The organism is Vescimonas sanitatis (assembly GCF_049060325.1).
GTDB lineage: Bacteria > Bacillota > Clostridia > Oscillospirales > Oscillospiraceae > Vescimonas > Vescimonas sanitatis.
Genome location: NZ_JBMGPW010000005.1, coordinates 1 through 23,696 on the forward strand (window position 1 = coordinate 1; position 23,696 = coordinate 23,696).

Genomic DNA, 23,696 nt, shown 5'->3' on the forward strand with positions numbered 1-23,696 from the left:
TCCTCACGCGTTACTCACCCGTCCGCCACTGTCCTCTGCTTCAATTGGACGAATCCTCTTTCCACAGATTCTCGTTCGACTTGCATGTGTTAAGCACGCCGCCAGCGTTCGTCCTGAGCCAGGATCAAACTCTCTATAAATCGTATCTAAACGACCGTAGCCGCTTAAATCTTTACAGAGCTATTTGTCATAGCTTAAAACTTTTTATACTTAGCTTTACCGGTAATTGACTTAACCCGGCTCCGCCAAGTTTTCAGTTGCACATCTTACAATGTGCTCCCGTCTGGTGCTTTTCGTTTCGTTCGTTGTTTAATTTACAAGGTACACGTCCCATAACCGCGGAACAGTCATTATCTTAGCACATGTCTGCCATCTTGTCAACTACTATTTTACCTTTTTTAGACATTTTTCATTGACTCGCTTTACACGCGCTCTGCCCTCCCGGACAGCTTTGTTAGACTACCATACACTGTGCCTTTTGTCAACGGTCAATTCCACATTTTGTCCACTTGGAATGGAAGGCTTCACGTCATCAGCACAGCTTATGTATTATCTCCGCCGCCTGCCTCTTTGATACTTACAGAAACACCTCGTTCTTTGCCGGCCGGGCGTAGATCTCCTCCAGTTCGCTCTTGTGGTATAGATACCCGGGGTCATCGAAATACTTGGCGCCGGTGGGACAGCCCTTGACACAGGTACCGCACTTGATGCACACTCCGTTGACTCGGGACACGTCCGCCGGGTCGATACTTCCCATGGGACACCGGGCAGCACATAGACCGCAGCCCCCGCATTTTGTCACATCCGTTTTGGGCTTGACCTTCAGGATATTGATAGAATCACCATGACGGTCACGGGGGGTGTAGTAGGGCCGTATGGGGTCGCAGCCGCCCACGGTGACGGGCGCAGTATCTCCCGCTACCAGCTTGGCGGCCACATGCTCGGCAAAGGCATCCATCTCCCCCACATCCGCCCCACTGGGCCGACCCGCGCCTAAGGTACGGGAAAAGCTGTGTTCCCCCACGAAGGCCCCTCCGGCCACGCAGGAAAAGCCGTCAGCCGTCAGCAGCTGCGACAGCTCCATCAGTGCGTCATCGTAATTGCGGTTGCCGAACAGCACCACAGGCACCGCCAAAGCACCCTCGCCGTGCACCATATCCCGCAGGTACGGCATCAGCAGATTTGGAACGCGCCCAGCGTAGGTGGGACAACCCACTACGGCCACATCACCGGACGGAATGGTCAGCTCCTGTCGGCGTGCGGCGGGCAGCGTGTAGTCATACACTTCGCAGTCTGTGCCCAACGCTTCTGCCAGACGGCGAGCGATGCGATCGACTGTTTTCTTCGTGGTGCCAGTCCCGCTAAAGTACACAGCCCATACTTTTTTAACAGTCATGCCATTTTCCTTTCACTGCACGGGCAGCCGGCGGCTGCCTATTGTGCTTACAGTTGAAAATCCTCTTCCCGCAGCTTGTCTGTATCCAGCTTCATCGGCCGGGGCGGTACCCGCTTCAATGGGTCGTACTTAAACGCGCCACAGTGGTCCTCCGGCATCACGACACCCCGCCTGACGCAGGCTACCTTGTCCTCGCCAATGCGGCTTCCTTTGGCACAGTATGCGCACCGGGGGTCCATATCCTTGCGAAACAGCATAGACTCACCTCACAATGTGTACAGCTGCACCGCGCCGTCGCGTACGGTGGCGCTGATCTGCGTAATGGGATGTTCGAACGCATCGATGATACGGGCGGCCATGGGGTCCTCCAGCTCCTTTTGGATCAGGCGCCGCAGGTTTCGGGCGCCGTAGGTCAAAGAGTAGGATTTCTCTACCAAATAGTCCACCAGTGCCTCGTCATAGCGGAGGGTATAGCCCTTGTCGCCCAGCGAGGCTTTCAACTCATCCAGCATGATACGGGCGATCCCGGCAAAGTTCTCTTTTGTCAGGTGGTTGAAGCACACGATCTCGTCCACGCGGTTCAGGAACTCCGGCCGCAGGAAGTCCTGCAGTGCCTTCATGATTCGCTCCCTGCCCTGGTCGTCAGCGCTGCCGCCGAAGCCCACTGCACCGGCGGATTTAGTGTCGGACCCTGCATTTGAGGTCATCACGATGACGGTGTTCTCAAAATTCACCTTCCGTCCGTGGGCGTCTGTGATCTGTCCGTCGTCCAAAATCTGCAGCAACACATTCAGCACATCCGGGTGCGCTTTTTCGATCTCATCGAACAGCACAACGGAGTAGGGCTTGCGGCGTATCTTCTCCGTCAACTGCCCCGCCTCGTCGTAGCCTACATAGCCCGGAGGACTGCCCACAATACGGGAGACAGAGTGCTTCTCCATAAACTCGGACATATCCAGGCGGATCAGGCTCTCCGGCGCATTGAACAGATCGTCAGCCAGCTGCTTCACCAGCTCCGTCTTGCCCACACCGGTAGGCCCCACAAAGATGAAGCTCACCGGCTTGTGCTTGGGGGAAATACCCACGCGGTTGCGGCGGATCGCGGCGGACACGGCGGCGATCGCCTCGTCCTGGCCCACCACATGGGCGCGCAGCCGCTGGTCAAGCTCCGCCAAACGCTTGAACTCTTCTTCCTTGATCTTGCTGGCGGGGATCTTTGTCCACATCTCGATGACCCGGGCAATGTTCTCCATGGTCAGTTCTGGCATCCCCTTGGCCCTGATGGCATTCAGCTCATCCGTCACCCGCAGTTCCTGGCTGCGAAGCTCCGCGATGCGCTCGTACCGCTGGTCAAGCTCCTGCTCGGTAAACTGCTGACCGTCCGACGGCTGGGCGGACATCAGATTCTCGCGCTCAAAGATCAAATTGGACAGCTCCTGTTCCAGCTCCATATGGCGGTTGATCTCCGGATCGTGGAGGTTCCGGTCGGAGCAGGCCTCGTCGATCAGGTCGATAGCCTTATCCGGCAGATAGCGGTCCGTGATATAGCGCTCGGACAGCAGCACCGCCTGGCGCAGCACCCCCTGCGGGATGGACACACCGTGGAACTGCTCATAGTAGTGGGCAATGCCCTGCAGTATCTTCAGCGTATCCTCTACATTGGGTTCGCTGACGGTAACGGGCTGGAAGCGGCGCTCCAGCGCCGTGTCCTTTTCGATGTGCTTACGGTACTCGTTGAACGTGGTGGCACCGATAACCTGTATCTCGCCCCGGCTAAGGGCAGGCTTAAGGATATTGGCGGCGTTCATACTGCCCTCGGCATCGCCGGCACCCACGATGTTGTGGACCTCGTCGATGACCAGGATCACGTTGCCGGCCTTGCGTATCTCCTCGATCAGGCCCTTCATACGGCTCTCGAACTGGCCACGGAACTGCGTACCTGCCACCAGCGCCGTCAGATCCAGCAGATAGACCTCCTTCTGCCGCAATTTGAACGGCACCTCGCCCTTGACGATCCGCTGCGCCAGTCCCTCGGCGATAGCGGTCTTGCCCACGCCCGGCTCGCCGATCAGGCAGGGATTGTTCTTCTGGCGGCGGTTCAGGATCTGCACCACGCGCTCGATCTCCTGCTCCCGGCCAATAACGGCATCCAACTTGCCCTCCCGGGCACGTTGGCTCAGATTGATGCAGTAGTTATCCAGAAATTTGCGCTTTTTCTCCGTCTTGCGGCCGGTCCCTTGCTGTCCGGCGCCGCCGTTCTGGGACGGCTGCTGCTCGGCCGGCGGATTGCTGCCGTTGTTGAACAGGCGGTTCAGAAACGGGAACGTAGCGGTCTTGCCGCTTTCCTCATCATCTTCCTCGCCCTCGTCCACCGGCGCATCCAGCTCCTCCGCGCCGCCGAAGGCCTGCATCATCTCACTGTTGATGTTCTCCAGGTCCTCCGGCGTAATACCCATGCGCTTCATCATGTCCTCCACCTGGGGCAGACCCAGCTGGGCGGCACACTTAAGGCACAGGCCCTCGTTGACCATCTCGTTCTTCTCATTCATCCGGGAGATGAACACAACGGCCACATTCTTCTTACATTTGGAACAAAGAGTCGGTTGCATGGTTTTCCTCCGTTATCTCTTATCAAAAAAAGCATATCCATTATAGCCGTTTTCACAGCTTAGCGATCAGATCGATGGGGCTGTTCTGGGCGAAAAATTTGAGCAGCACCGTTTTGTTCACCAGCTCCGGCGTCACCAGCAGCTGCAGCTTCTGCAGCACCCACACTGCCAAAAACAGCAGCAGTGCCGCCTTTACCAGCCCCAGCACACCGCCCAGCAGGGCGTTGACGCCGTGGACCACGGGCAGCTTTGTGAACAGATGCAGCGGTGTCAGTACCAGCCGCAGCAAAAGCAGCAGCAGCAAAAACGACATCACATACACCACCGCGTAGGCCGCAGACTTCAGCGCGGTGGACACCACAGCGCTCAGCAGCGTCTCGCCCGCCTGCTGGGCCTTCTCCACAGCGTTGTCCACCAGCTCTGACAGTGTATCGCCCTCAAAGCCGAAGGCCGCCAGCATCTCGCCGGCGTCGTCGGTGTTGCCCTGGGCCGTCAGCCGCTGCTCCAGCTTCTCCGAAAGGATCGGCTCCAGCCATCTGGCCGCCGGCTCCGCCAGCTTTCCGGCGATCCAGCTGGCCAGCAGCAGTGCCGCCACCACCACGATGATACGCGTCAGCGCCTGCACGAACCCCTGCCGCCAACCCAGCACCAAGCCGATCAGCAGCAGTGCCAGTAAAATCAGATCCACAAATATTCCAACATTTCCACTCATTGGTGATCACCTCACATAGGGCACTCGCCCTGTCACACCTTACGGCAGATACAGGCTTGCGGCGGTACTTCCCGCCAGCACAGCTGAGCCGTCACTCCGCATCAGCACCTCCCGTGCCTGGCTGACCTCCTCCAGCTCCGCCACGGGAAGCAGCTGCTTATCATAGATCGTCAGATGGTCGCTGCACAGCACGGCCACGTATCGTCCCGCAGCGGACAGGCTGCTGACCTCCGCGTCCAGCTCCAGCGATGCCAACTCCTGACCCTCGCTGTTCACCGTCACCACACGGTGCTGCGTGCCGGTACGGTACCGGCCCAGCAGCAGAGCGGCATAGCCGTCGCCGCTGATGCTGACCCGCCGCAGATAGTCTCCGCCGTAATCATAGGCGGCAGTCATCACGCCGCTGCCGTCAATGAAGCACAACTGCTCCTCCGTCACGGCGCAGAACCCGGTTCCCGCAGCCATCAGATCATAGACCACGCTGCCCCGCAGGGTGCAGCGTCCGACCTCCTGATCACTGTTCACCCGGTAGAAGATCACATAGCTGGCAAACGTGCCGTTTTCCTGCCCCATGGTCACCGCCGCCAAGGTACGGCTGTCGGCGGACAGCGCCGCCGTCATCACAAAGCGGTCCGACGACTTGAAGGCGAACACCGCTTCTCCGTTGCCGTCATAGACCCGTACCGCGGCCTTGCAGCCGCTTTCACTGCACACCACAGTCAGCCAGCCCTTGGTATTCAACGATGCACTGAGCACCTCTCCGGCGCAGTCCAGTGTGTACACCAGGCCCTTATCCGACAGGACGTATACCACCGTTCCGCCCACGTCATAGGCTGCGGCACGTCCGCCGCCGACGGACAACGCCGGTGACTGGAACTTCACCGCCTCGTCATACAGCGTCTTGTTCTGCTCATCCAGCACCGTCAGTTGGTGCATGGACACAGACACAAGGCTGCCCTCCAGCGAGGCAAAATGACCCGACTGGTCGCTGCTGTAACGATACAGCTGAGCGCAGCCGGTCTCATCCTTCACCGCCTTGGCGTAAATGACCTTGCGGCGCAGGCCATCAAAACCGCTGCGGTCCAGCAGCACCGCCGCCGTCACCGCCGCTACCGCCAGTACCGCCACGATCAGCAGTACCAGCAGCGGCTTCCGGCTGCGCTTGGCCACACGCCGGGGATGCTCCTCCTGGACGTCGCCCAGGGCAAACTCTTTCCAGTTGTTGGTGTTGTTATCCATTCAACCGTTCATCCTCATACCATACTCGCGTGAGATACAGCCCTCCCGGCGGTGCCGTGGGCCCCGCCAGCGTCCGGTTGCCCGAATTCAGTATCTCCGGGATGTCCTCCGGCATCAGCTTCCCCTCCGCCGCGTACAGCACCGTGCCGGTAATGGCACGTACCATATTATACAAGAAACCGTCCGCGCATACCTTCAGCTCCAGCAGTTCCCCATTCCGCGTCACACGGCAGTAGTGGATAGTCCGCACGGTGCTCCGCACGTTGGTCCCCACACTCCGCACAGCGGCGAAATCGTGGGTCCCCTCGAACATCCGGGCCGCCCGGTCCATCAAGTCCTCATCCAATTTCTTGGGATAGAAATACGCCCGGTGAACGTAAAAGGGGTTTTTGATCCGGGAGTTGTAGATACGGTAGGTATACTCCTTTTGGATGCACGACCCGATGGCGTTAAAGTCATCGGCTACCTCATAGGCCGCCTTTACCACAATATCCTCCGGGATATGGGTATTCACCGCAAAGGGCAGGCGATCCACCGGTATCCGCGACTCTGTACGGAAATTGGCCACATAGTGCTCCGCGTGGACGCCGGCATCTGTGCGCCCGCAGCCGATGACCTTCACCGGATGGCCGCACACCATAGACAAGCCCTTTTCCAGCGTCTGCGCCACAGAGGTCTCCGTCTTCTGCACCTGCCAGCCGTGATAGGCGGTGCCGTTGTACATCAATACCAGCGCGATATTCCGCATAGGCCCCGCCTCCTCTCACTCAAAAGCCAAGCTTTTTCAAAACGATAATGCCTGCCGTCAGCGCCAGGAACGCCACCAGCACAAGCCAGTCCGCCGCCTTATACCGCAGCACCCGCAGGGCTGTACGCCCCTCACCACCGTGGTAACAGCGGCACTCCATAGCCGTAGCCAGTTCATCGGCACGGCGGAACGCACTGATGAACAGCGGCACCAAAATGGGAACCAACGCTTTGGCACGCCGGAAGATATTGCCTGTCTCAAAGTCCGCGCCGCGGGCCTTCTGTGCCGACATGATCTTGTCTGTCTCCTCGATCAGCGTGGGAATGAACCGCAGCGCGATAGACATCATCATAGCCAGCTCGTGGATCGGCAGGCGCAGCTTTTTCAGCGGCCCCAGCAGGCTCTCCATACCATCCGTCAGGGCGATGGGACTGGTGGTGTACGTCATCAAAAATGTGCCCATGATGAGCATCACGATCCGCAGCACCATCTGCACGGCGGCTACAACACCCTCCCAGGTGATACTCCGCAGTAGCCAAACATCCGCCACCGGCGTACCGGCGGTGAAAAACATATTCATAACGGCCGTGAAGGCCACCACAAAATAGACGGGCTTCAAGCCCTTTGTCAACGACTTGAACGGCACCCGCGACACCAGCACCGACACCGCCAGCACCGTGATCATGATTCCATAGGTCAGTACGCTTTTGGCGCTGAACAGCGCCACGATGTAGAGGATGACGCACAGCAGCTTTGTCCTGGGGTCCAGTCGGTGCACCGGCGTGTCCGCCGGGAAAAACTGACCCAGTGTGATATCCTTCAGCACGGAGACGCACCCCCCCTCAGCGTCAGCAGCTTCTGCTCCAGCGCCTCCACGGTGTATACCGCTGTATCGATATCCAGCCCCCGCGCTTTCAGCGCGGCGGCCACCTTCGTCACCTGAGGCACGTCCAGCCCCACCTGCTCCAGTTCATGAGCCCGGGCAAACACCTGCTTCGGCGTGCCCTCCATATATACCTTTCCGTCGGACAGCACAACGATGCGGTCCACATTTCTGGCGATCTCCTCCATGCTGTGGCTCACCAGCACCACCGCCGCGCCCTTGGCGCGGTGATAGGCCTGTATCTGGGCGAGGATGGCGTCCCGTCCTTGGGGATCCAGCCCCGCCGTGGGCTCGTCCAACACCAACACCTTCGGTTCCATGGCGATGACGCCCGCGATAGCCACACGGCGCTTCTGTCCACCGGAGAGCTCAAAGGGCGACTTGTCCAGCAGCGTCTCGTGCAGTCCCACAAAGGCTGCCGCGTCCCGCACCCGCCGGTCGATCTCCTCCGCGTCCAGGCCCATGTTCTTCGGTCCGAAGGCGATGTCCTTATACACCGTCTCCTCGAACAGCTGGTATTCCGGGTACTGGAACACCAACCCCACCTTGAAGCGCACGTCCCGTATTTTTTTCGGATCCGCCCAGATGTCCTTCCCCTCCAGGAGAATACGCCCGGACGTAGGCTGCAAAAGCCCGTTCAGATGCTGTATCAGCGTGGATTTACCGGACCCGGTGTGTCCGATCACGCCCAAGAACTCCCCTGCGCCCACAGTCATGCTCAGCCCCTCCACGGCGCTGCGCTGGAACGGCGTCCCCGCCGAATAGGTGTGGGTCAGGTCCTCTATCTGCAAAATCGGTTCCAATGTTACTTCCCTTCCGCCCCGCCGAAAGCGCGGCAAATGGTATCGGCGCACTCGCCTACCGTCAGGCTTTCCAGCGGCACATCTACTCCGTCCTGCCGCAGCCGGTACAGCAGCTCCACCGTATCCGGCGCCGCCAGACCCAGTTCATGCAGGCGCTCCACCTGTGAGAACACCTGCCGCGGCATACCGTCCATCGCTACCTCGCCGTCGTTCATCACGATCACTCGGTCTGCACGCTCCGCCTCGACCATGTGATGGGTGATAAGCACCACGGTAATACCCTGTTCCCGGTTCAGCCGCAGCACGGTGTCGATGACCTCACGCCGTCCTGCCGGGTCCAGCATAGCCGTGGCCTCGTCCAGCACGATGCACTTCGGCTCCATGGCCAGAATACCCGCAATGGCGATGCGCTGCTTCTGCCCGCCGGAGAGCAGGTGCGGTGCGTGGCTGGCGAATTGCTCCATGCCCACCGCCGCCAGCGCGTCGTCCACCCGCCGGCGTATCTCCGCCGTAGGCACACCCAGGTTCTCCGGGCCGAAGGCTACATCCTCCTCCACCACGTTGGCCACGATCTGATTGTCCGGGTTCTGGAACACCATACCCGTCCGCCGCCGTATCTCCAGCAGCAGCTTCTCGTCCCGCGTGTCCATTCCGTCCACATACACGGCACCGCCGCACGGCAGCAGCACCGCGTTCAGGTGCTTGGCAAAGGTGGACTTGCCGGAGCCGTTGTGGCCCAGCACCACCGTAAAGCTGCCCTTTTCGATCTGTACCGATACATCCCGCAGGGCTGGAGGATTTGTCTCCCCCTCCGGCGCAGGGTACGTATAGGTCAGGTTCCTTGTCTCTATCATCACTGCCATACGCAATTACTTCCGTTCTTGTTTACTCGGAAAACCATCTTCCCGTGGCGCCGCAGGGCAGCGCCATGCCGCTTTCCGTGCAGGGCAGGCCCAGCTCGTCCCATGTGACCGTGCCGCCGAATTTCCGCCCTACCAGCATCTGCAATATGTACCCCAGCACCGACGGCGCCAACCCCGTGGTATAGCTGTTCAATACCACGAACAGCGGCTTGTCCGACAGCACCCGGCTGCACAGCTCCACAAAGGGATACAGATTGTCTTCTAACTTCCACACCTCGCCGCCGGGCCCGCGCCCGTAGGAGGGCGGATCCATGATAATGGCGTCATAGGTCTTACCCCGGCGTATCTCACGCTCCACGAACTTGGCGCAGTCGTCCACGATCCAGCGGATGGGCGCTTCGCCCAGGCCGGATAGCCGGGCGTTCTCCTTACCCCAGGCCACCATACCCTTGGCCGCGTCCACATGGCACACAGAAGCCCCGGCCCTCGCACAGGCTACCGTAGCCCCGCCGGTGTAGGCAAACAGGTTCAGCACCCGGATAGGCCTTCCGGCATGCCGTATCTTGTCCATGGCGAAGTCCCAATTTACCGCCTGCTCAGGGAACAATCCCGTATGCTTGAAGTTCATAGGCTTCACCTGAAATGTCAGGTCTTTGTAATGCACCTGCCAGCTTTCCGGCAGCTTGCCTTTATCCCAATGACCGCCGCCGGTAGAAGACCGGGAATAGCGTCCTGTTGCGCCGCGCCACAGCCGCGTGGTCTTGTCCGTCTCCCAGATCGCCTGGGGATCGGGGCGCACCAATACCTGCCGGTCCCAGCGCTCCAGCTTTTCGCCGCCGCCGCAGTCCAGCAGCTCATAATCCTTCCAATCCTTCGCGATCCACATACAGACGGACCCTCCCCATAATAAATCAGTTTATTATACAATAGAAGTCCCCCATCGTCAACGCCGCAACTGTAAACATTTTTCGCCAAACATTTTTTGCCGCGCTGCCCGTTGTGGCCGCGGGCAAAGTGTGGTATACTGCATATACCATACGCAAGGAGGTCTATATGGAAAAGAACACACCCAAACAGCTGGCCCCCGTCAACGGCACACCCTTCGATTACCTCCGCTGGCGCGGCGACCTGACCTTTGCCCGTGACGGCTTCAACGAGGTGGACAACCTGGTGCTGTGCATCCTCTCCTATATCAACTTCCGCCGCATCGACGCGGTCCATACCAAGGACCCCGCCGCGGCGCCCACCCTGGCCCAGGTCGCACCCCTGCTCACCGACGAGGATGACCAGCTGGGCCTCTCCGAGCTCAGCTATCTCCCCCTGCTGCGTCTGGCGGCACAGACCGAACGCTTCCGGGACTTGCGCCTGTTCGGCTATACCCACGAATACGACGAACAGAGCGCCAAGCAGTTCGACGCGCTCTCCTTCCTGGTGCCCGACGGCACATTGTTCGTCGCCTTCATGGGCACTGACACCTCTCTGGCCGGCTGGAAAGAGGACTTCAACATGAGCTTTCTCTCCGCCGTCCCCGCCCAGACGCGCGCCGTGTCCTACGCCACGGAGATGGCGTCCCTCTGCCCCGCCCTGCCCCTGCGTATCGGCGGCCACAGCAAGGGCGGCAATCTGGCCGCCTGGGCGGCCATCTATCTGCCTGCCGAGCTGCAGAAGGACCGCCTGCTGTCCGCCTATAACAACGATGGCCCCGGCTTCGCCCAGGATATGCTGGACACCCCGGAATACCGCCGGGTGGCCGATAAGCTGCACACCTATATCCCCGAGTCCTCCATCGTAGGCGTCCTGCTGGAACACGCCGAGGACTACGCCGTTATCGACAGCGCCAACCGTTCCATCATGCAGCACGAGCCCCTGTCCTGGAGCGTGGTGGGCACCCGCTTTGTCCACCTGGGCCAGCGTTCCCAGATGGGCAGGCTCTCCGACGATGTGCTCCGGGAGTGGATCGGCTCCATGACCCCCGCCGAGCGTGAGCAGTTCACCGACGCGCTGTTTGACGTGCTCTCTCTGTCCGGCAAAGCCCGGACGCTGGACGACCTCCGCAGCGGCGGTCTGGCCGGCGGCGCGGCGCTGCTGAAGCAGTACGCCGGCGCGGACGAGGAGAAAAAGAAGATCATCGCCGAGATATTCCGCCGTCTGGCCGTGGACGTGAAGGACGAGCTGAAAAGGGCCGCCGGCGAGGGGCTTGAAGGCGTGAAAAAAGCCGCCGGCGAGGGTTTGGAGGGCGTCAAGACCGTTCTGACCAACCTGACCAAGGGCGAAAAATAAAAGCGCAGCCGCCCGCAGGCACAGCCCTCGCCCCCGCAAATGTCAAAAAAAGAAAGCCCTCACGGGCTTTCTTTTTTGTTGACTTAGTGCCGCTTCTTCGCCGTCCACGCCATACCGCCCAGCGACAGCACCGCCGTCACGGCGTAGATACCCACGCCCGCGTCAAAGGTCTTGGGAGAGCCCTTGGTGGTGGTATCGGGGGTGGGGGCGTAATAGTAGTAGTTGTTGGAGGGCTTCTGCTCGGGCTGGGTAACATTGGAGCCGCCGTTCTCGTTGATGGTCAGGGTGTTATCCTTGGTCAGCGTCTTTTCCTCGACCAGCTGCTCATTGTTTTCCTTGTAGGAGACAGTCACCTTGGCAGCGGTGTTCTTCACCGTGACATCTGCGGTGTTCGTCTCGCTGATGACCTGAATATCGCCCTTACCGCCCTTGGTGCCCGTGATGGTATTGTTGTCGATAGTGGCGGTCATCGTGCCGGTGCCGCCGTTCTTAGCTTTGATGGCAGAGCTGTCATCCGCAAGCCAGCTGGTGTTGCCGGCATCGGCTGCATCACAGCCGCAGTTGGTAAAGGTGCAGCCGGTAATCGTGTCGGTGCGCGTTCTGGCACCCTTATAGCTGGTCTTGACACCCGCAGCACAACCCACAAACTCGGTGTTGGTCACGGTCAGGCTACCGTTTGTACTCATGTAGATGCCGCTGCTGTTCTTCTCAATGTGGCAGTCCTTGACGGTCGCGTTGACCGTGCCAGTGTTGCCGGTAATATACATCAGAATGCCCTTATCGCCGGTAGCCGTCTCGCCGATGTTGGTGCAGTTCTCCAGATAGAAGGTTTGGGTTACGCCATCATTGGGGGTCGCGCCCCACACCTTGATATTCTTGGCATCATAAACCTTGACCGTCACATTGGCCGCCTTACCTGCATCCGTCATGTTGACAGAAATCTCACCATACTGGAAGTTCGCACCGTTGGCATAGATGGTCAGATCCTTCGTCAGGTCCAGCGTTCTGTTGGTATCCACCGCTCTCTGCCGCATGCGCAAAGTCGCGCCAGCTTTACAATAGATCGTCGTTGCGTCATTCGCGATAGCCGCATTAACATCGGCCGCATACTGCACGTTGCCGCTGGCATCCACATAGGCCACAAGAGCGGTCTTTTCCGAATCCTCAGTTCCACCAGACTTTACCTCGCCCAGATAGTTCGTGTAGTACACGGTCTGCGCGCTTTCAAAGGAAGCGTCGGTCACGCCATCAGGATATTTCGCCGTAGTTGTGTCTGCCCAAGATACGGTGCAGAGGGCCAGGGCCATGAGCAGGGCCAGCACCAAGCTTATACATTTCTTCATTGTTTTCTACCCCTTTTCAGGTCAAATTTCCGCAGGACGCTTCGTTTTAATCTCTGTTAAAACGCTAAAGCAGGAGTACTCCTGCGGATACACAGATTATACCACATTCTTCCCATTTGTCCACCCCAATTTCAGCATTTTCCCCGAAAACCTCCATTCCCGGTAACAAATTTCTTTCATTTTTCCACATTTTGGAAATATTCCCGCATCGGTCCGCCCAGCCCCTTGCCTTCCCCTCGAGGGGTTCACGGTGTTGAATGACACGTCGGTGGCGTGTCAGACCCGTGAACCGACCGACCCGCAGGGAGACAGGTGGCAACGCGGAGCGTTGACGGATGAGGTATCATCGTGCACTCACCGCTCCCCCCCCCAAAAAAACAACTCCCCCGGCTTCGCCGGGGGAGTCATACGCATTTTCACTCAGTCCAGCATACTCTTCAGGTCAACGGCGACCTCGAAGGGAGCGGCCGTGGCTTCCTTGATCTGATCGACAGTGAACTCGGGGTTGATCTCGGTCATCAGCAGGCCCTTGTCAGTGACCTCAAACACGCACATCTCGGTGATGATCTTATTCACGCAGTGAGAGGCGGTCAGGGGCAGACGGCACTTCTCGAAGATCTTGGGGTTGCCCTTGGCGGTGTGCTCCATGCACACAATGCAGTGCTTGGCGCCCACGCACAGGTCCATGGCGCCACCCATGCCGGGCATCTTCTTGCCGGGGATGATCCAGTTGGCCAGGTTGCCCTCAGCATCGACCTCCAGCGCGCCCAGGAAGCAGGCATCCACATGACCGCCGCGGATCAGGCCGAAGTTGCTGGCGGAGTCGATGAAGCCGCCGCCATAGGCCACGGAAGCGGGGCTGCCGCCGGCATCCACAACGTGGTACGGATCATAGTTCTCGTCGCCCTCCTTGGGCGCCTTTCCGGCGGAGACGATACCCAACTCAGCGTGGATGATCAGCTCCACGCCCTCGGGCAGGTAGTGGGGGATCAGGGTGGGCAGACCGATGCCCAGATTCACGACGTCGCCATCTTTCAGCTCTTTGGCGCAGCGCTTGGCAATAAAGCCCTTGATCTCAGACTTTTCCATTACTTTCTGTCTCCTTCCACGATGTAGTTCACGCACATACCGTAGGTATGGACGTTCTCCGGCTCGATGTCGCCCACAGGGACGATATACTCGCACTCGGCGATCACGGTGTCTGCGGCAGTGGCCATCACCACGTTGAAGTTGCGCATGGTGCCCTTGTACCAGCAGTTGCCGTACTCATCGCACTTATAGGCGCCCAGCAGGGCGAAATCGGCGTGGATGGGCTTCATCAGCAGATAATCCTTGCCGTCCACAGTGTGGCGGCCCAGGCAGAAGGGGGACTCCTCCACCAGGGTATCGATGCCCACGGGGGTCAGCACGCCGCCCAGACCGGCGCCGCCGGCGCGGATGCACTCAGCCAGGGTGCCCTGGGGCAGCAGATTGACCTCCAGCGTACCCTCGGTGTTCTGCTGGCCGACCTCGGGGGTCATGCCCACATGGGTTGCGATGACGCGCTTGACCTGATGGTTGTGGATCAGCTCCGCGATGCCGAAGAACTCCTCGCCCATGGGGCCAGTCGCGCGGCCCATATCGTTGGCGATCAGGGTCAGGTCCTTCGTGCCCCGGGCCACCAGCTCCTTGACGATAGCGCGGGCCTGGCCGCAAGCCAGGAAGCCGCCGCACATAATCGTGGCGCCGTCGGGGATCATGGCCGCCGCTTCCTTGGCAGTCAATACAGGTTTCTTTGCCATTTCTGTTCCTCCTACTTTTTTATGACAGCAACCACTGGGCCATCTGCCTATGCAGTTGACCCAGTGGTGCCGTATGGTTTTACTTCATGCCGCGCTTGACCATTTCGGTCACGGCGAAGGACGCCACGTCGTCGGCATACTTGCCGGCGCCGAAACCGGCGTCAAAGCCCAGCTCCTTGGCCAGCTCATGGGTGATGCGGGGGCCGCCGCAGCATACGACGAACTTGTCGCGCAGGCCCTCGGCCTCCAGCAGCTCGATGAGGTTGGTCAGGTTCTGGATGTGTACATCCTTCTGGGTAACGGTCTGGCTGACCAGCAGCACGTCCGCGTGCAGCTCCAGCGCCTTCTTGATGAATTCCTCGTTGGGGACCTGAGAGCCCAGGTTATAGGCCTCGATCATCTCGTAACGCTCCAGGCCGTAGTGGCCGGCGAAGCCCTTGCGGTTCATGATAGCGTCGATACCCACGGTGTGAGCATCGGTGCCGGTGGAGGCACCCACCATCACGACCTTGCGGCCGATGTGCTCTTTGATGTACTCATTGGTATCCTCCATGCTCATCACATCGGACTCCACAGTAATAACATGGATATCCTCATAGTTCACGGAGTGTACGCAGCTGCCATAGACCACATAGAAGGTGAACTCCTTGTCCAGCGCGGTGTGATAGGCCACGTTGGGCTCCTCAAGACCCATCTTCTTGGCGATCTGGCGGGCAGCCTCCTCACCGCGCTCATCATCCTTGATGGGCAGGGTGAAGCTGGTCTGCACCTTACCGTCGTTCATGGTGTCGCCATAGGGCTTCAGGCGGGTCAGATCCAGCGTTGTATCGAAATCGATCTTATGGGTATTATACAGTCCGCTGCTCATGCTCCCACCTTGCCTTTCATGACTTCAATGAACGGGTTGAAGTATTTGTCGTCCTTGATGACCACGCCGGCCAGGCCCTTGCCGCCGTCCTTGGGACGCTTCACGTCGGCGAAGATGCCCTTCTCGATGGTGGTGAACAGGCCCAGCTTCTCGATCTCGGAGAGCAGGTCGGTGGCCTTGGTCAGCACCTCGTTGGCGCGGGTACGGATGATGCCGCCCTCTTTATAGGTCAGCTCATCGCCCAGATCCTTCATGGTGCGGAAGATGTACTGCGCGTTCTCAATGGACAGCGCGCGGTCGGACATGAACGGGGTGTGGATAGCCTCGGTCATCATGCCCAGCAGGCACAGCTTCTGGTTGGTCAGGATGGTCACCATGTTGAACAGGGCGTCCTGAATGTGACCGCGGAAGATGTTGCCGGTCATGAACTTCGTGGGAGGCATATACTTCAGGGGCGCGTTGGGGAATATCTCGCGGGCCATCTGGGCCTGCGCCAGCTCGTACAGGAACGTATCCTCCACGGCGGGATCCATCTCGAAGGCGTGGCCCAGACCCATCTGCTCCTCGCGCATACCGGCGGTCTTGGCAAAGGCCTCGTTGATGAACTGGGAGGCCAGCACGGTGTGGGCCGCGGTGATAGCGTCGTCGGTGGTCAGATAGTTATCCTCACCGGTGTTGATAATAACGCCGGCATAGCCGTTGATGACACGGGAGAAGTACTGGTCCACGATGGTGCGCTGCATATTGATGTCGCGGAACAGGATGCCGTACAGAGCGTCGTTCAGCATGACGTCCAGACGCTCCAGAGCGCCCATAGCGGCGATCTCGGGCATGCACAGGCCGGAGCAGTAGTTGCACAGCCGGATATAGCGGTGCTGCTCCTCGCCCACCTCGTCCAGCGCCGCGCGCATCAGGCGGAAGTTCTCCTGGGTAGCGTAGGTACCGCCGAAGCCCTCGGTGGTCGCGCCGTAAGGCACGTAGTCCAGCAGGGACTGACCGGTGGTACGGATCACGGCGATGATGTCCGCGCCCTGCTTGGCACCGGCCTTGGCCTGCGTGATATCCTCGTAGATATTACCGGTAGCCACGATGATGTACAGGTACGGGCCTTCCTTATCACCCCACGCCTTCAGGTAGCTGTTACGCTTGGCGACGTTCTTGTTGATGCGCTCCACGGTAGCGTTCACCACGGGGGTGATGGCGCCGCGAATCTCCGCGTCGGAATGGGCGGGGACCTTGCTCAGGTCCAGCTCGCCGCTGTTCACGGCATCTGCCACGCCCTGGGGATCCTTGCCGGTCTCCACCATAGCGTTGCCGATAGCCCACGCGGCACCCACGGGCAGCAGGGAGTTTGCCATCAGGTGGTCAACGACCACGTTGGGCAGAGGAACGTCCATATCGTTGACGCCATCGATACCCAGCAGACGGCAAACAGCGCGCTCCACCGTGACGGTGGTGTGCTGGTCGATAAAGTGCTGGGTGTCGTCCGCGATCTTGGCGGCGGAGGCACGGGCACGGTTGACCAGCTCAAAATTCAAGCCGAGTTTGCTTTCCATAGTTTTTCCTCTCTCTTACTTCTTGACGTGACGCTCGTTACGCAGCAGCTTGGTGGGCTCCAGATAGCGCTGCTTGGTGCCTTCGGCGACCCATGCCACGCCGGTCTTCTCCACCTTCTTCTTGCCGGTGCAGACGTCGCAGTGGCAATCCTGAACATAGTGCTCGGGCTGGGTGTAAGAGGTGATAACGCCCTCGAAGTTGCGCAGGATGACCTTACGAGGCGTCTCGGAGATCAGATAGTTGGGCATAACGGGGGTCTTGCCGCCGCCGCCGGGAGCGTCGACCACGAAGGTGGGGATGCAGTAGCCGGAGGTATGACCGCGCAGAGCTTCCATGATCTCGATGCCCTTGGACACGGGGGTACGGAAGTGGCTCAGGCCCAGGGAAGGATCGCAGGCATAGATATAATAGGGGCGCACACGCATCTTGACCAGACCGTGGACCAGCTCCATCATCACGTGAGAGCAATCGTTCACGCCGGCCAGCAGCACGGACTGGTTGCCCAGGGGGATACCGGCATCAGCCAGCATAGCGCAGGCCTTGGCGGCTTCGGGAGTGAACTCCTTGGGGGTGTTGAAGTGGGTGTTCAGCCACACGGGGTGATACTTCTTCAGCATGGCGCACAGCTCGGGAGTGATACGCTGGGGGCACACAACGGGCGTACGGGAGCCCAGACGCACGATCTCCACATGGGGGATGGCGCGCACGCGCTTGATGATGTACTCCAGGGTGTCGTCCTCGACCATCAGGCAGTCACCGCCGGACAGCAGCACGTCGCGGACCTCGGGGTGGGCGGCCACATAATCGATGCACTTGTCAATCTGCTGCATAGGCACTTCGCAGTCGTTCTGACCGGCAAAACGACGACGGGTACAGTGGCGGCAGTACATGGAACACTGGTCGGTGATCAGCAGCAGCACGCGGTCAGGATAGCGGTGGGTCAGGCCGGGGGTGGGAGAGTCGGTGTCCTCGTGCAGAGGATCGGCATCCTCATAGTCGGCATACTCCAGCTCCTCAGCGCGGGGGATAGCCATCTTGCGGATGGGATCAAACGGATCGTCCAGATCGATCAGGGACAGATAGTAGGGGGTGACGGCCATGCGCAGCTTGCCCAGGGTCTTGGCAACGCCGGCTTCCTCGTCGGGGGTCAGGGTCATGTACTTCTTCAGATCCTCAACCGTCTCAGCGCGGTTAGCGACCTGCCAATGCCAGTCGTTCCACAGATTTTCGGGAACGTCAGCAAACAAACCATTGCGAGTTTTCATGTCGTTTCTCCTTCACAAAAATCGTTGTTTTAGGTACGCCAAAGGCTGGGAGTCCCCCGAAGGGGACACCCAGCTTCGGTCAGTTTCGTTTAGCAGTACTTCTCGTCGAACAGCTTACGCAGCTTGGGGTTCTCACGCAGCACGTCCAGGGTGATCTGCGCGTGGTTCTTGGTATAGCCGTTGCCGATGATCATGGTGACGTCCTTGCCGATACCCTCGGCGCCCAGGGCAGCCTTGGTGAAGGAGGTAGCCATGGAGAAGAAGTACACCAGACCGTCGTCGCGGACGGGCAGGATAGCGGACATCTCGCAGGACTCGATGTTCACGCAGCAAATGGACAGATCATACTCCTTGCCGTCGTTGGCAGCCAGAGCAGCCTCCATGACCTCAACGGGCTTGGTGCAGTCGGCCACGATCACGTCGGTGTACACGCCCAGCTCCATCAGGCCGGGGACCTGCTTGGGGTTGCGGACGACGCCCACGACCTTACCCTTGGGGCCGACCTTCTTCATAGCTTCCCAACCGCACAGAACGCCGGACTTGCCGTTGGCGCCCAGGATCAGGACGCTGTCACCCTCGTGGGGCAGCTTGCGGGCCTGCGCGGGAGCGCCGGCCACGTCCAGAGCAGCCAGGGCCAGAGGCTCGGACATATCATCGGGCATCTTGGCATACAGAGCGGACTCGAACAGGATGGCCTTGCCGACGATGTCCACGCGGTCGATATCCTTGTGGATGGCCAGGATCTTGTCGATCTTCAGCGGGGTCATGGACAGGGAGACCAGAGAGACGATCTTGTCGCCTTCCTTCAGGTCGAAGCCGGGCTTCTTCTTCAGGTCCTCGCCGATGTGAGCGACAACGCCCTTGAACATACCGCCGGAACCGGTAACGGGATTCTGCTGCTTGCCGCGCTCAGCGACGATGCCCAGGATCATTTCGCCGATCTTCTTCTCGTCGCCGCCGCAGGCCTCAGAGATCTGAGTGAAGGAAGCGGAGTCGATGTTCAGGGAGGTGACATCGCAGACGATCTCGTTGGAATAGACCTTGCTCATGTCGTTGTCGATCTTCCAAGCAGCCTGGGTCAGAACGCCCTTGGGCTCGATAACGCGGTGGGTACCGTACTTGTTGCCTTTCAGTTCAGCCATGATAAATTTCCTCCTAAAATATATTTATAATTCTTTCTTTCGGATGCTTACTTGAGGGGCTTGAGGGACAGGATCTCGCGGGCCTCAGCGGGGGTCGCGATCTCGCGGCCCAGCTCCTTGGCGATACGGACGACCTTGGCCACCAGCTCGCCGTTGGACGCGGCCTTCTGGCCCTTGCCCAGATAGATGTTGTCCTCGAAGCCCACACGGACGTTGCCGCCCATAGCGATAGCGGCAGCGGCCATGGTCCAGGCAGCGCGGCCCACGCCGGACACGGTCCAGGTAGCGTTGGCCGGGATCTTGCTGGCGAAGAACGCCAGGTTCTCCACAGTGGCGGGGGTGCAGCCGTGCACGCCCAGCACGAAGTTGAACTGCATGGGATCGCCGGGGACCTCGCCCTTCTTGGCCATGCCCAGAACGGTGTCGATATGGCCCAGCTCGAAGCACTCGTACTCGGGCTTGATGCCGTTCTCGATCATGCGCTTGCCGAAGGCGCGCATGGTGGGCATGGTGTTATCGAAGATCTCATCGCCGAAGTTGCAGGTACCGCAGTCCAGGGTGGCCATCTCGGGGAACAGCTCGGTGGGCTGCAGACGCTCCTCGGGGCTCATGCCGGTGGCGCCGCCGGTGGAGGGGATCATGATGACGTCGGGCAGCTCCTTGCGGATGGCGTCCATGACGACTTTGAAACGCTCGCGGCCCTGGGTGGGAGTGCCGTCATCCTCACGGACGTGGATGTGCAGGATCGCCGCACCGGCCTCGTAGGCGGACTTAGCCTCGCGGACCATCTCCTCGACGGTATAGGGAACAGCCTCGTTCTGGGCCTTAGTGACCTCAGCGCCGCAGATAGCGGCGGTAATAATGAGCTTCTCCATTGTTTCCGCTCCTTACTTCTCGATGGGCAGACGCTGGCAGTCCTTGGGGGTGACGCAGGTGCCGTGGGCACGGCAGACCACCACGGGCTCAGCCAGAACGTCAGCGGCGGAAGCGCTGATGTCGGGGCGGGAGACGATGACCTTGCGGGCCTCGAACTTCATGGTACGGGAGGTGTTGCCGATCTTCTCGATCTCGCCGTAGGCCTCGATGTAGTCGCCGGCGTAGACGGGTGCCAGGAACTCCACGTTGTCATACGCGCAGAACAGGCCCTCATCGCCGTCGCACTTGATCAGCAGCTCGGTGGCCACATCGCCGAACAGGTGCACCATGTGTGCGCCGTCCACCAGGTTGCCGCCGTAGTGGGCGTCCTTCGCGCTCATACGCAGACGAAGCAGAGATGTCATCTTTTCCATAAGTTTTTCCTCCTTCAAATTTTTGGACGTGCATTTCCAATACCAGAGCTGGCCTCGGCACTTCTTTTGGGTATGAAAAAAGCGCTATCGGTCAAGGTCGTTGACCAATAGCGCTCCATGTATCACTACATGACAGCAGCGCCGCTTACACCGCGCTGCCAGGAACCGCACGCACAGACCCGTCCGGCCCCTTCGGCGGAAGACCCCTTCCTGCAAATTTACCGGGTGCCTGTCCCCAAATATGCAGTACCCTGTCCTCCGCGCCTCTATTGACTGATATTATGAAATTTCTATCTATAAATTATACCTTTTTCAGCGGTCTTGTCAAGTGACATTGTGACAGAAAAGACAATAATTTTTTTGTGCGATACGAATAAATTTCAGCCTTGTATTTCGGCATTTCCCCGAGAAAGCACCCCTCCCTCCATGTCCGCACCCCGCACAGAAAAAAAGCGCCCCGCAGGGCGCTTTTTTAATAGCTTTCCTCCACCATTTTCAGTATCTCCGGCTTCAGGGACAGCATCCGGCAGATGTTCAGCGCGTCCCGCGGGCAGTCGGACTTTCCCTCCACCCGATACAGGCCGTAGTTCATGTGCCGCGCGATGACCGCCACGCCGTCCTCGCTGGTCACGGCCAGCTCCCGGCGGATAGCCTCCGGGTCGATATCCCGCAGACCGATGATCTGATAGTGGGTCCGGGCGTACTCCGCCACCTTGTCATAGTGGGTGGTCAGCAGTGAGATGGCGTCCACACCGTTGAGATACCGCGTCACCGCCTGCACGATCACCGCGCCCTCGTCCGGGTTGGTGCCCCGGGCAAACTCATCCAGCAGGAACAGCGAATAGCCCTGCTCCACCTCGGAGAGCGCCTTCTGGAACTGTACGATCTCCGAACCGAAGCCGGACAGGCCGGACTGGATGGACTGCAGGTCGTCAAAGAGCATCTTCACGCTGTGGAACAGCGGCATACGGGCTTTTTTGGCGCACACCAGGAAGCCCGCCTGCAGCAACAGCACGTTCAGCGCCACCGTCTTCATGGCCACGGACTTGCCGCCCATGTTGGCGCCAGTGATGACCGTGGCCCCGGGCGTCAGGGAGATGGACACCGGCACGAAGCGGCGGCCCTGCTGCTCCAGCAGGTCGCAGATCTCCGGATTGATCATATCCTCCAGCTCCAGGTCCTTCTCCGTCAGCTCCGGCTTCACACCGCCGTAGCGCACGGCAAACAGTGCCTTTTGGATAATAAAGTCCAGACGCCCCGCCGTCTCCGCATCGGAGAGCAGATCGTCCACCATAGGGGCCAGCGCCGCGCCCATGGCCTTGCGGACGTGCATCTCCTCCGCGTCCTCCTCGCCGCACAGCCGGGTGCGCTTCAGGCGCAGATCGTCCTTTTCCGCGTCGGTCTGGGCGTGGAACAGCCGTTCCTCCACCTCTTTCTTGGCGCTGCGGATCTCCTTCAGTTTTGCCGTGGCGCTGTCCGGGATATAGAAGCCCCGGCTCCCGGTACCATCCGGGTCCAGCACCGCCAATGCGTCCTTCACCTCGTGGAAGGTCATGCCCTTGAAGTGCGTCACCGCGTTGATCTGCTCAAACAGCGGGCGCATACCGTCCAGCCGCTGCAAATAGCCCTTGATCTCAAACAACTCCACATGGTCCGGCGTCTCCCCCGCCGCGCAGCGGCGCAGGGAGTTGCGGATATCCTTCATCTGGCACAGGCCGGTCATCAGCTTGTTGTACACGTCCTTCAGCTCACCGGCGGCGTTGGCCGCCTGCTCCACGTTGTACAGCTCCTCCTCCAGTGCGGCGCGTTCCTCCGGCGCATAAAACCGCAGCCGCCGAATGCGTTCCTGCCCGAAGGGCGAGCAGCCGTGCAGTGTTTCCAGCGCGTATTGCAGGCCGATCTTCTCTTTTTCCTCAAACTTGACCGCGATCATGCCAGTTCCTCCTTCACATTGATGACCGGTACGTCCACCGCCTCTTTCATGCGGAACAGGAATTCATCCTTGTCGAATTTCCATCCGTAGGCGGACACCGGGTTCACGGTGACGCACAGCGTCTTCGCCGCGTCCTCCGTCTCCAGCGCCACCTCACGCACCGCCAGCTTATCCAGTGTATCGGCGCTGAGCAGCACCTTGCTGGGGTCCTTGACCACCAGGCGGCACTTCCGCAGCACGCCGCTTCGCAGCAGCGGCACCACCATTGTATCCGTCAGTGCACCGGTCACCAGCGCCGCGCCGTGCTTCCGGACACAGGCCTCCAGCCCGTCGGGGCACTCCGGCGGCAGTGTCTCGGCCTTGGGCAGGTTCATCAGCCGGTAGATGTGCACCGTGTCGGCGATGACCTTCTCCATGCTGGCGTTGTAGCTGGCGCCGGTACACAGGATAACGCCCTCCGCCACCGCCCGGGCGCCCAGGCTCTTGCGCCCCAACGCACCGTCGATGACGGACTTCTCAGCCCCCAAGGCAAAAAAGCTCTCAGACACCGACCGCAGCTGCGTGGTGATAGAGGGCCCCGCCAGCTGCACATAGCCGGCGCTGCGGGCGCGCATGATGACCACCTCGCCCAGCGGGGTAGGGATACCTGTGGTCATCAAAATCTCCTTTGTCACGTCGCCCAGCCGCAGCATATCCTTGGCCGTGGCGATCAGTGTACCCTCACGGACAAAGATACCCGGTTTTTCCGTGCCGGTGACCACATCGGTGGACTCGCCGTCCCGCCCGATGGAGGTCAGCCCCAGCGTACCCCGCAGATGGCCCGCCGTCAGCAGCCAGTTGAGCATGGTGGTCTTGCCCGCGTTCTTGCACATACCCACGATGGACATGGTCTTTGTTTCATTGAGCCGGCGTATCAGCTCGTCGTGCATGGCGTACACGCCCTTTCCTTGGTATTCAGTCAATTTTTGAGTATAACATACCCTTT

General features: G+C 59.9%; 22 protein-coding genes, 1 rRNA gene and 1 riboswitch. Of the genes, 1 reads left to right on the plus strand and 22 read right to left on the minus strand.

Features of this window, described 5'->3' with window-relative positions; genetic code table 11:
- From ACOMDU_RS07160 to ACOMDU_RS07210, 11 genes are all read right to left on the minus strand, one after another.
- A 16S ribosomal RNA gene (locus ACOMDU_RS07160) occupies nucleotides 1-140 on the minus strand; the annotation flags it as partial.
- A gap of 437 nt (nucleotides 141-577) precedes the next feature.
- A complete protein-coding gene (locus ACOMDU_RS07165) occupies nucleotides 578-1,396 on the minus strand; it encodes a 4Fe-4S binding protein (RefSeq protein ID WP_421129720.1) in 819 nt (272 codons plus the stop codon).
- A gap of 47 nt (nucleotides 1,397-1,443) precedes the next feature.
- On the minus strand, nucleotides 1,444-1,653 hold the full coding sequence (locus tag ACOMDU_RS07170; protein ID WP_421129721.1) for a hypothetical protein: 210 nt from the start codon (nucleotides 1,651-1,653) through the stop codon (nucleotides 1,444-1,446).
- Between the two features lie 9 nt (nucleotides 1,654-1,662).
- Nucleotides 1,663-4,005 carry an ATP-dependent Clp protease ATP-binding subunit gene (locus ACOMDU_RS07175; RefSeq protein ID WP_421129722.1) on the minus strand — a complete coding sequence of 781 codons (2,343 nt, stop codon included), beginning with the start codon at nucleotides 4,003-4,005 and terminating at the stop codon, nucleotides 1,663-1,665.
- 52 nt (nucleotides 4,006-4,057) lie between these two features.
- The gene (locus tag ACOMDU_RS07180) at nucleotides 4,058-4,717 is read right to left on the minus strand and encodes a CvpA family protein (RefSeq protein WP_421129723.1); all 660 of its coding nucleotides are present in this window, start codon (nucleotides 4,715-4,717) and stop codon (nucleotides 4,058-4,060) included.
- A gap of 39 nt (nucleotides 4,718-4,756) precedes the next feature.
- On the minus strand, nucleotides 4,757-5,956 hold the full coding sequence (locus ACOMDU_RS07185) for a DUF5711 family protein (RefSeq protein WP_421129724.1): 1,200 nt from the start codon (nucleotides 5,954-5,956) through the stop codon (nucleotides 4,757-4,759).
- Complete coding sequence (gene truA / locus ACOMDU_RS07190; RefSeq protein ID WP_022136254.1) at nucleotides 5,949-6,704, minus strand: tRNA pseudouridine(38-40) synthase TruA; 756 nt, start codon at nucleotides 6,702-6,704, stop codon at nucleotides 5,949-5,951. The genes ACOMDU_RS07185 and truA overlap by 8 nt, the downstream gene beginning before the upstream one ends.
- Before the next feature lie 19 nt (nucleotides 6,705-6,723).
- Nucleotides 6,724-7,530: an energy-coupling factor transporter transmembrane component T family protein gene (locus ACOMDU_RS07195; protein WP_421129725.1), complete on the minus strand. Its 807-nt coding sequence runs from the start codon at nucleotides 7,528-7,530 to the stop codon at nucleotides 6,724-6,726.
- Nucleotides 7,524-8,390 carry an energy-coupling factor transporter ATPase gene (locus tag ACOMDU_RS07200; protein WP_421129726.1) on the minus strand — a complete coding sequence of 289 codons (867 nt, stop codon included), beginning with the start codon at nucleotides 8,388-8,390 and terminating at the stop codon, nucleotides 7,524-7,526. The genes ACOMDU_RS07195 and ACOMDU_RS07200 overlap by 7 nt, the downstream gene beginning before the upstream one ends.
- Nucleotides 8,391-8,392: 2 nt before the next feature.
- Nucleotides 8,393-9,253 carry an energy-coupling factor transporter ATPase gene (locus ACOMDU_RS07205; RefSeq protein ID WP_421129727.1) on the minus strand — a complete coding sequence of 287 codons (861 nt, stop codon included), beginning with the start codon at nucleotides 9,251-9,253 and terminating at the stop codon, nucleotides 8,393-8,395.
- Nucleotides 9,254-9,275: 22 nt separating this feature from the next.
- On the minus strand, nucleotides 9,276-10,139 hold the full coding sequence (locus tag ACOMDU_RS07210) for a class I SAM-dependent methyltransferase (RefSeq protein WP_421129728.1): 864 nt from the start codon (nucleotides 10,137-10,139) through the stop codon (nucleotides 9,276-9,278).
- 167 nt (nucleotides 10,140-10,306) lie between these two features.
- Between ACOMDU_RS07210 and ACOMDU_RS07215 the strand changes: the two genes are divergently transcribed.
- The gene (locus ACOMDU_RS07215; RefSeq protein WP_421129729.1) at nucleotides 10,307-11,533 is read left to right on the plus strand and encodes an Mbeg1-like protein; all 1,227 of its coding nucleotides are present in this window, start codon (nucleotides 10,307-10,309) and stop codon (nucleotides 11,531-11,533) included.
- An 83-nt stretch (nucleotides 11,534-11,616) separates the two neighbouring features.
- On the opposite strand, the gene ACOMDU_RS07220 is transcribed toward ACOMDU_RS07215, so the two are convergent.
- The 11 genes from ACOMDU_RS07220 to kamB all read right to left on the minus strand — a co-directional run bounded on the left by ACOMDU_RS07220 (nucleotide 11,617) and on the right by kamB (nucleotide 23,640).
- Nucleotides 11,617-12,876 (minus strand): hypothetical protein, encoded by a 1,260-nt coding sequence (locus ACOMDU_RS07220; protein ID WP_421129730.1) that lies wholly within the window; start codon nucleotides 12,874-12,876, stop codon nucleotides 11,617-11,619.
- A 420-nt stretch (nucleotides 12,877-13,296) separates the two neighbouring features.
- Nucleotides 13,297-13,965 (minus strand): 3-oxoacid CoA-transferase subunit B, encoded by a 669-nt coding sequence (locus ACOMDU_RS07225; RefSeq protein WP_022136436.1) that lies wholly within the window; start codon nucleotides 13,963-13,965, stop codon nucleotides 13,297-13,299.
- The gene (locus tag ACOMDU_RS07230; protein ID WP_421129731.1) at nucleotides 13,965-14,657 is read right to left on the minus strand and encodes a CoA transferase subunit A; all 693 of its coding nucleotides are present in this window, start codon (nucleotides 14,655-14,657) and stop codon (nucleotides 13,965-13,967) included. The genes ACOMDU_RS07225 and ACOMDU_RS07230 overlap by 1 nt, the downstream gene beginning before the upstream one ends.
- 79 nt (nucleotides 14,658-14,736) lie before the next feature.
- Nucleotides 14,737-15,525, minus strand: coding sequence for a lysine 5,6-aminomutase subunit beta (kamE, locus tag ACOMDU_RS07235; RefSeq protein WP_022136434.1), 789 nt, complete (start codon nucleotides 15,523-15,525; stop codon nucleotides 14,737-14,739).
- A complete protein-coding gene (kamD, locus tag ACOMDU_RS07240) occupies nucleotides 15,522-17,081 on the minus strand; it encodes a lysine 5,6-aminomutase subunit alpha (RefSeq protein ID WP_421129732.1) in 1,560 nt (519 codons plus the stop codon). The genes kamE and kamD overlap by 4 nt, the downstream gene beginning before the upstream one ends.
- Before the next feature lie 15 nt (nucleotides 17,082-17,096).
- Nucleotides 17,097-18,347, minus strand: a complete 1,251-nt coding sequence (kamA, locus tag ACOMDU_RS07245) for a lysine 2,3-aminomutase (RefSeq protein ID WP_421129733.1) — start codon at nucleotides 18,345-18,347, stop codon at nucleotides 17,097-17,099.
- A gap of 89 nt (nucleotides 18,348-18,436) precedes the next feature.
- The gene (kdd, locus tag ACOMDU_RS07250) at nucleotides 18,437-19,489 is read right to left on the minus strand and encodes an L-erythro-3,5-diaminohexanoate dehydrogenase (protein WP_421129734.1); all 1,053 of its coding nucleotides are present in this window, start codon (nucleotides 19,487-19,489) and stop codon (nucleotides 18,437-18,439) included.
- A 47-nt stretch (nucleotides 19,490-19,536) separates the two neighbouring features.
- The gene (gene kce / locus ACOMDU_RS07255) at nucleotides 19,537-20,364 is read right to left on the minus strand and encodes a 3-keto-5-aminohexanoate cleavage enzyme (protein ID WP_421129735.1); all 828 of its coding nucleotides are present in this window, start codon (nucleotides 20,362-20,364) and stop codon (nucleotides 19,537-19,539) included.
- 12 nt (nucleotides 20,365-20,376) lie between these two features.
- A complete protein-coding gene (gene kal, locus ACOMDU_RS07260; protein WP_421129869.1) occupies nucleotides 20,377-20,769 on the minus strand; it encodes a 3-aminobutyryl-CoA ammonia lyase in 393 nt (130 codons plus the stop codon).
- A gap of 109 nt (nucleotides 20,770-20,878) precedes the next feature.
- Nucleotides 20,879-21,055, minus strand: a riboswitch (Lysine riboswitch).
- 195 nt (nucleotides 21,056-21,250) lie between these two features.
- Nucleotides 21,251-22,711, minus strand: coding sequence for a lysine 5,6-aminomutase reactivase ATPase KamC (kamC, locus tag ACOMDU_RS07265; RefSeq protein WP_421129736.1), 1,461 nt, complete (start codon nucleotides 22,709-22,711; stop codon nucleotides 21,251-21,253).
- Entirely contained in the window at nucleotides 22,708-23,640 is a 933-nt protein-coding gene (gene kamB / locus ACOMDU_RS07270; protein WP_421129737.1) for a lysine 5,6-aminomutase reactivase subunit KamB, read from the minus strand. Before kamB ends, kamC begins: the two co-directional genes overlap by 4 nt.
- Nucleotides 23,641-23,696: the final 56 nt, after the last annotated feature.

What these genes read in the sequence shown, in the direction of transcription:
- ACOMDU_RS07165 (WP_421129720.1), bottom strand. Translation starts at nt 1,396, where the DNA reads ATGACTGTTAAAAAAGTATGGGCTGTGTACTTTAGCGGGACTGGCACC.
- ACOMDU_RS07170 (WP_421129721.1), bottom strand. Translation starts at nt 1,653, where the DNA reads ATGCTGTTTCGCAAGGATATGGACCCCCGGTGCGCATACTGTGCCAAA.
- ACOMDU_RS07175 (WP_421129722.1), bottom strand. Translation starts at nt 4,005, where the DNA reads ATGCAACCGACTCTTTGTTCCAAATGTAAGAAGAATGTGGCCGTTGTG.
- ACOMDU_RS07180 (WP_421129723.1), bottom strand. Translation starts at nt 4,717, where the DNA reads ATGAGTGGAAATGTTGGAATATTTGTGGATCTGATTTTACTGGCACTG.
- ACOMDU_RS07185 (WP_421129724.1), bottom strand. Translation starts at nt 5,956, where the DNA reads ATGGATAACAACACCAACAACTGGAAAGAGTTTGCCCTGGGCGACGTC.
- truA (WP_022136254.1), bottom strand. Translation starts at nt 6,704, where the DNA reads ATGCGGAATATCGCGCTGGTATTGATGTACAACGGCACCGCCTATCAC.
- ACOMDU_RS07205 (WP_421129727.1), bottom strand. Translation starts at nt 9,253, where the DNA reads ATGGCAGTGATGATAGAGACAAGGAACCTGACCTATACGTACCCTGCG.
- ACOMDU_RS07210 (WP_421129728.1), bottom strand. Translation starts at nt 10,139, where the DNA reads ATGTGGATCGCGAAGGATTGGAAGGATTATGAGCTGCTGGACTGCGGC.
- ACOMDU_RS07215 (WP_421129729.1), top strand. Translation starts at nt 10,307, where the DNA reads ATGGAAAAGAACACACCCAAACAGCTGGCCCCCGTCAACGGCACACCC.
- ACOMDU_RS07220 (WP_421129730.1), bottom strand. Translation starts at nt 12,876, where the DNA reads ATGAAGAAATGTATAAGCTTGGTGCTGGCCCTGCTCATGGCCCTGGCC.
- ACOMDU_RS07225 (WP_022136436.1), bottom strand. Translation starts at nt 13,965, where the DNA reads ATGGAAAAGTCTGAGATCAAGGGCTTTATTGCCAAGCGCTGCGCCAAA.
- ACOMDU_RS07230 (WP_421129731.1), bottom strand. Translation starts at nt 14,657, where the DNA reads ATGGCAAAGAAACCTGTATTGACTGCCAAGGAAGCGGCGGCCATGATC.
- kamE (WP_022136434.1), bottom strand. Translation starts at nt 15,525, where the DNA reads ATGAGCAGCGGACTGTATAATACCCATAAGATCGATTTCGATACAACG.
- kamD (WP_421129732.1), bottom strand. Translation starts at nt 17,081, where the DNA reads ATGGAAAGCAAACTCGGCTTGAATTTTGAGCTGGTCAACCGTGCCCGT.
- kamA (WP_421129733.1), bottom strand. Translation starts at nt 18,347, where the DNA reads ATGAAAACTCGCAATGGTTTGTTTGCTGACGTTCCCGAAAATCTGTGG.
- kdd (WP_421129734.1), bottom strand. Translation starts at nt 19,489, where the DNA reads ATGGCTGAACTGAAAGGCAACAAGTACGGTACCCACCGCGTTATCGAG.
- kce (WP_421129735.1), bottom strand. Translation starts at nt 20,364, where the DNA reads ATGGAGAAGCTCATTATTACCGCCGCTATCTGCGGCGCTGAGGTCACT.
- kal (WP_421129869.1), bottom strand. Translation starts at nt 20,769, where the DNA reads ATGACATCTCTGCTTCGTCTGCGTATGAGCGCGAAGGACGCCCACTAC.
- kamC (WP_421129736.1), bottom strand. Translation starts at nt 22,711, where the DNA reads ATGATCGCGGTCAAGTTTGAGGAAAAAGAGAAGATCGGCCTGCAATAC.
- kamB (WP_421129737.1), bottom strand. Translation starts at nt 23,640, where the DNA reads ATGCACGACGAGCTGATACGCCGGCTCAATGAAACAAAGACCATGTCC.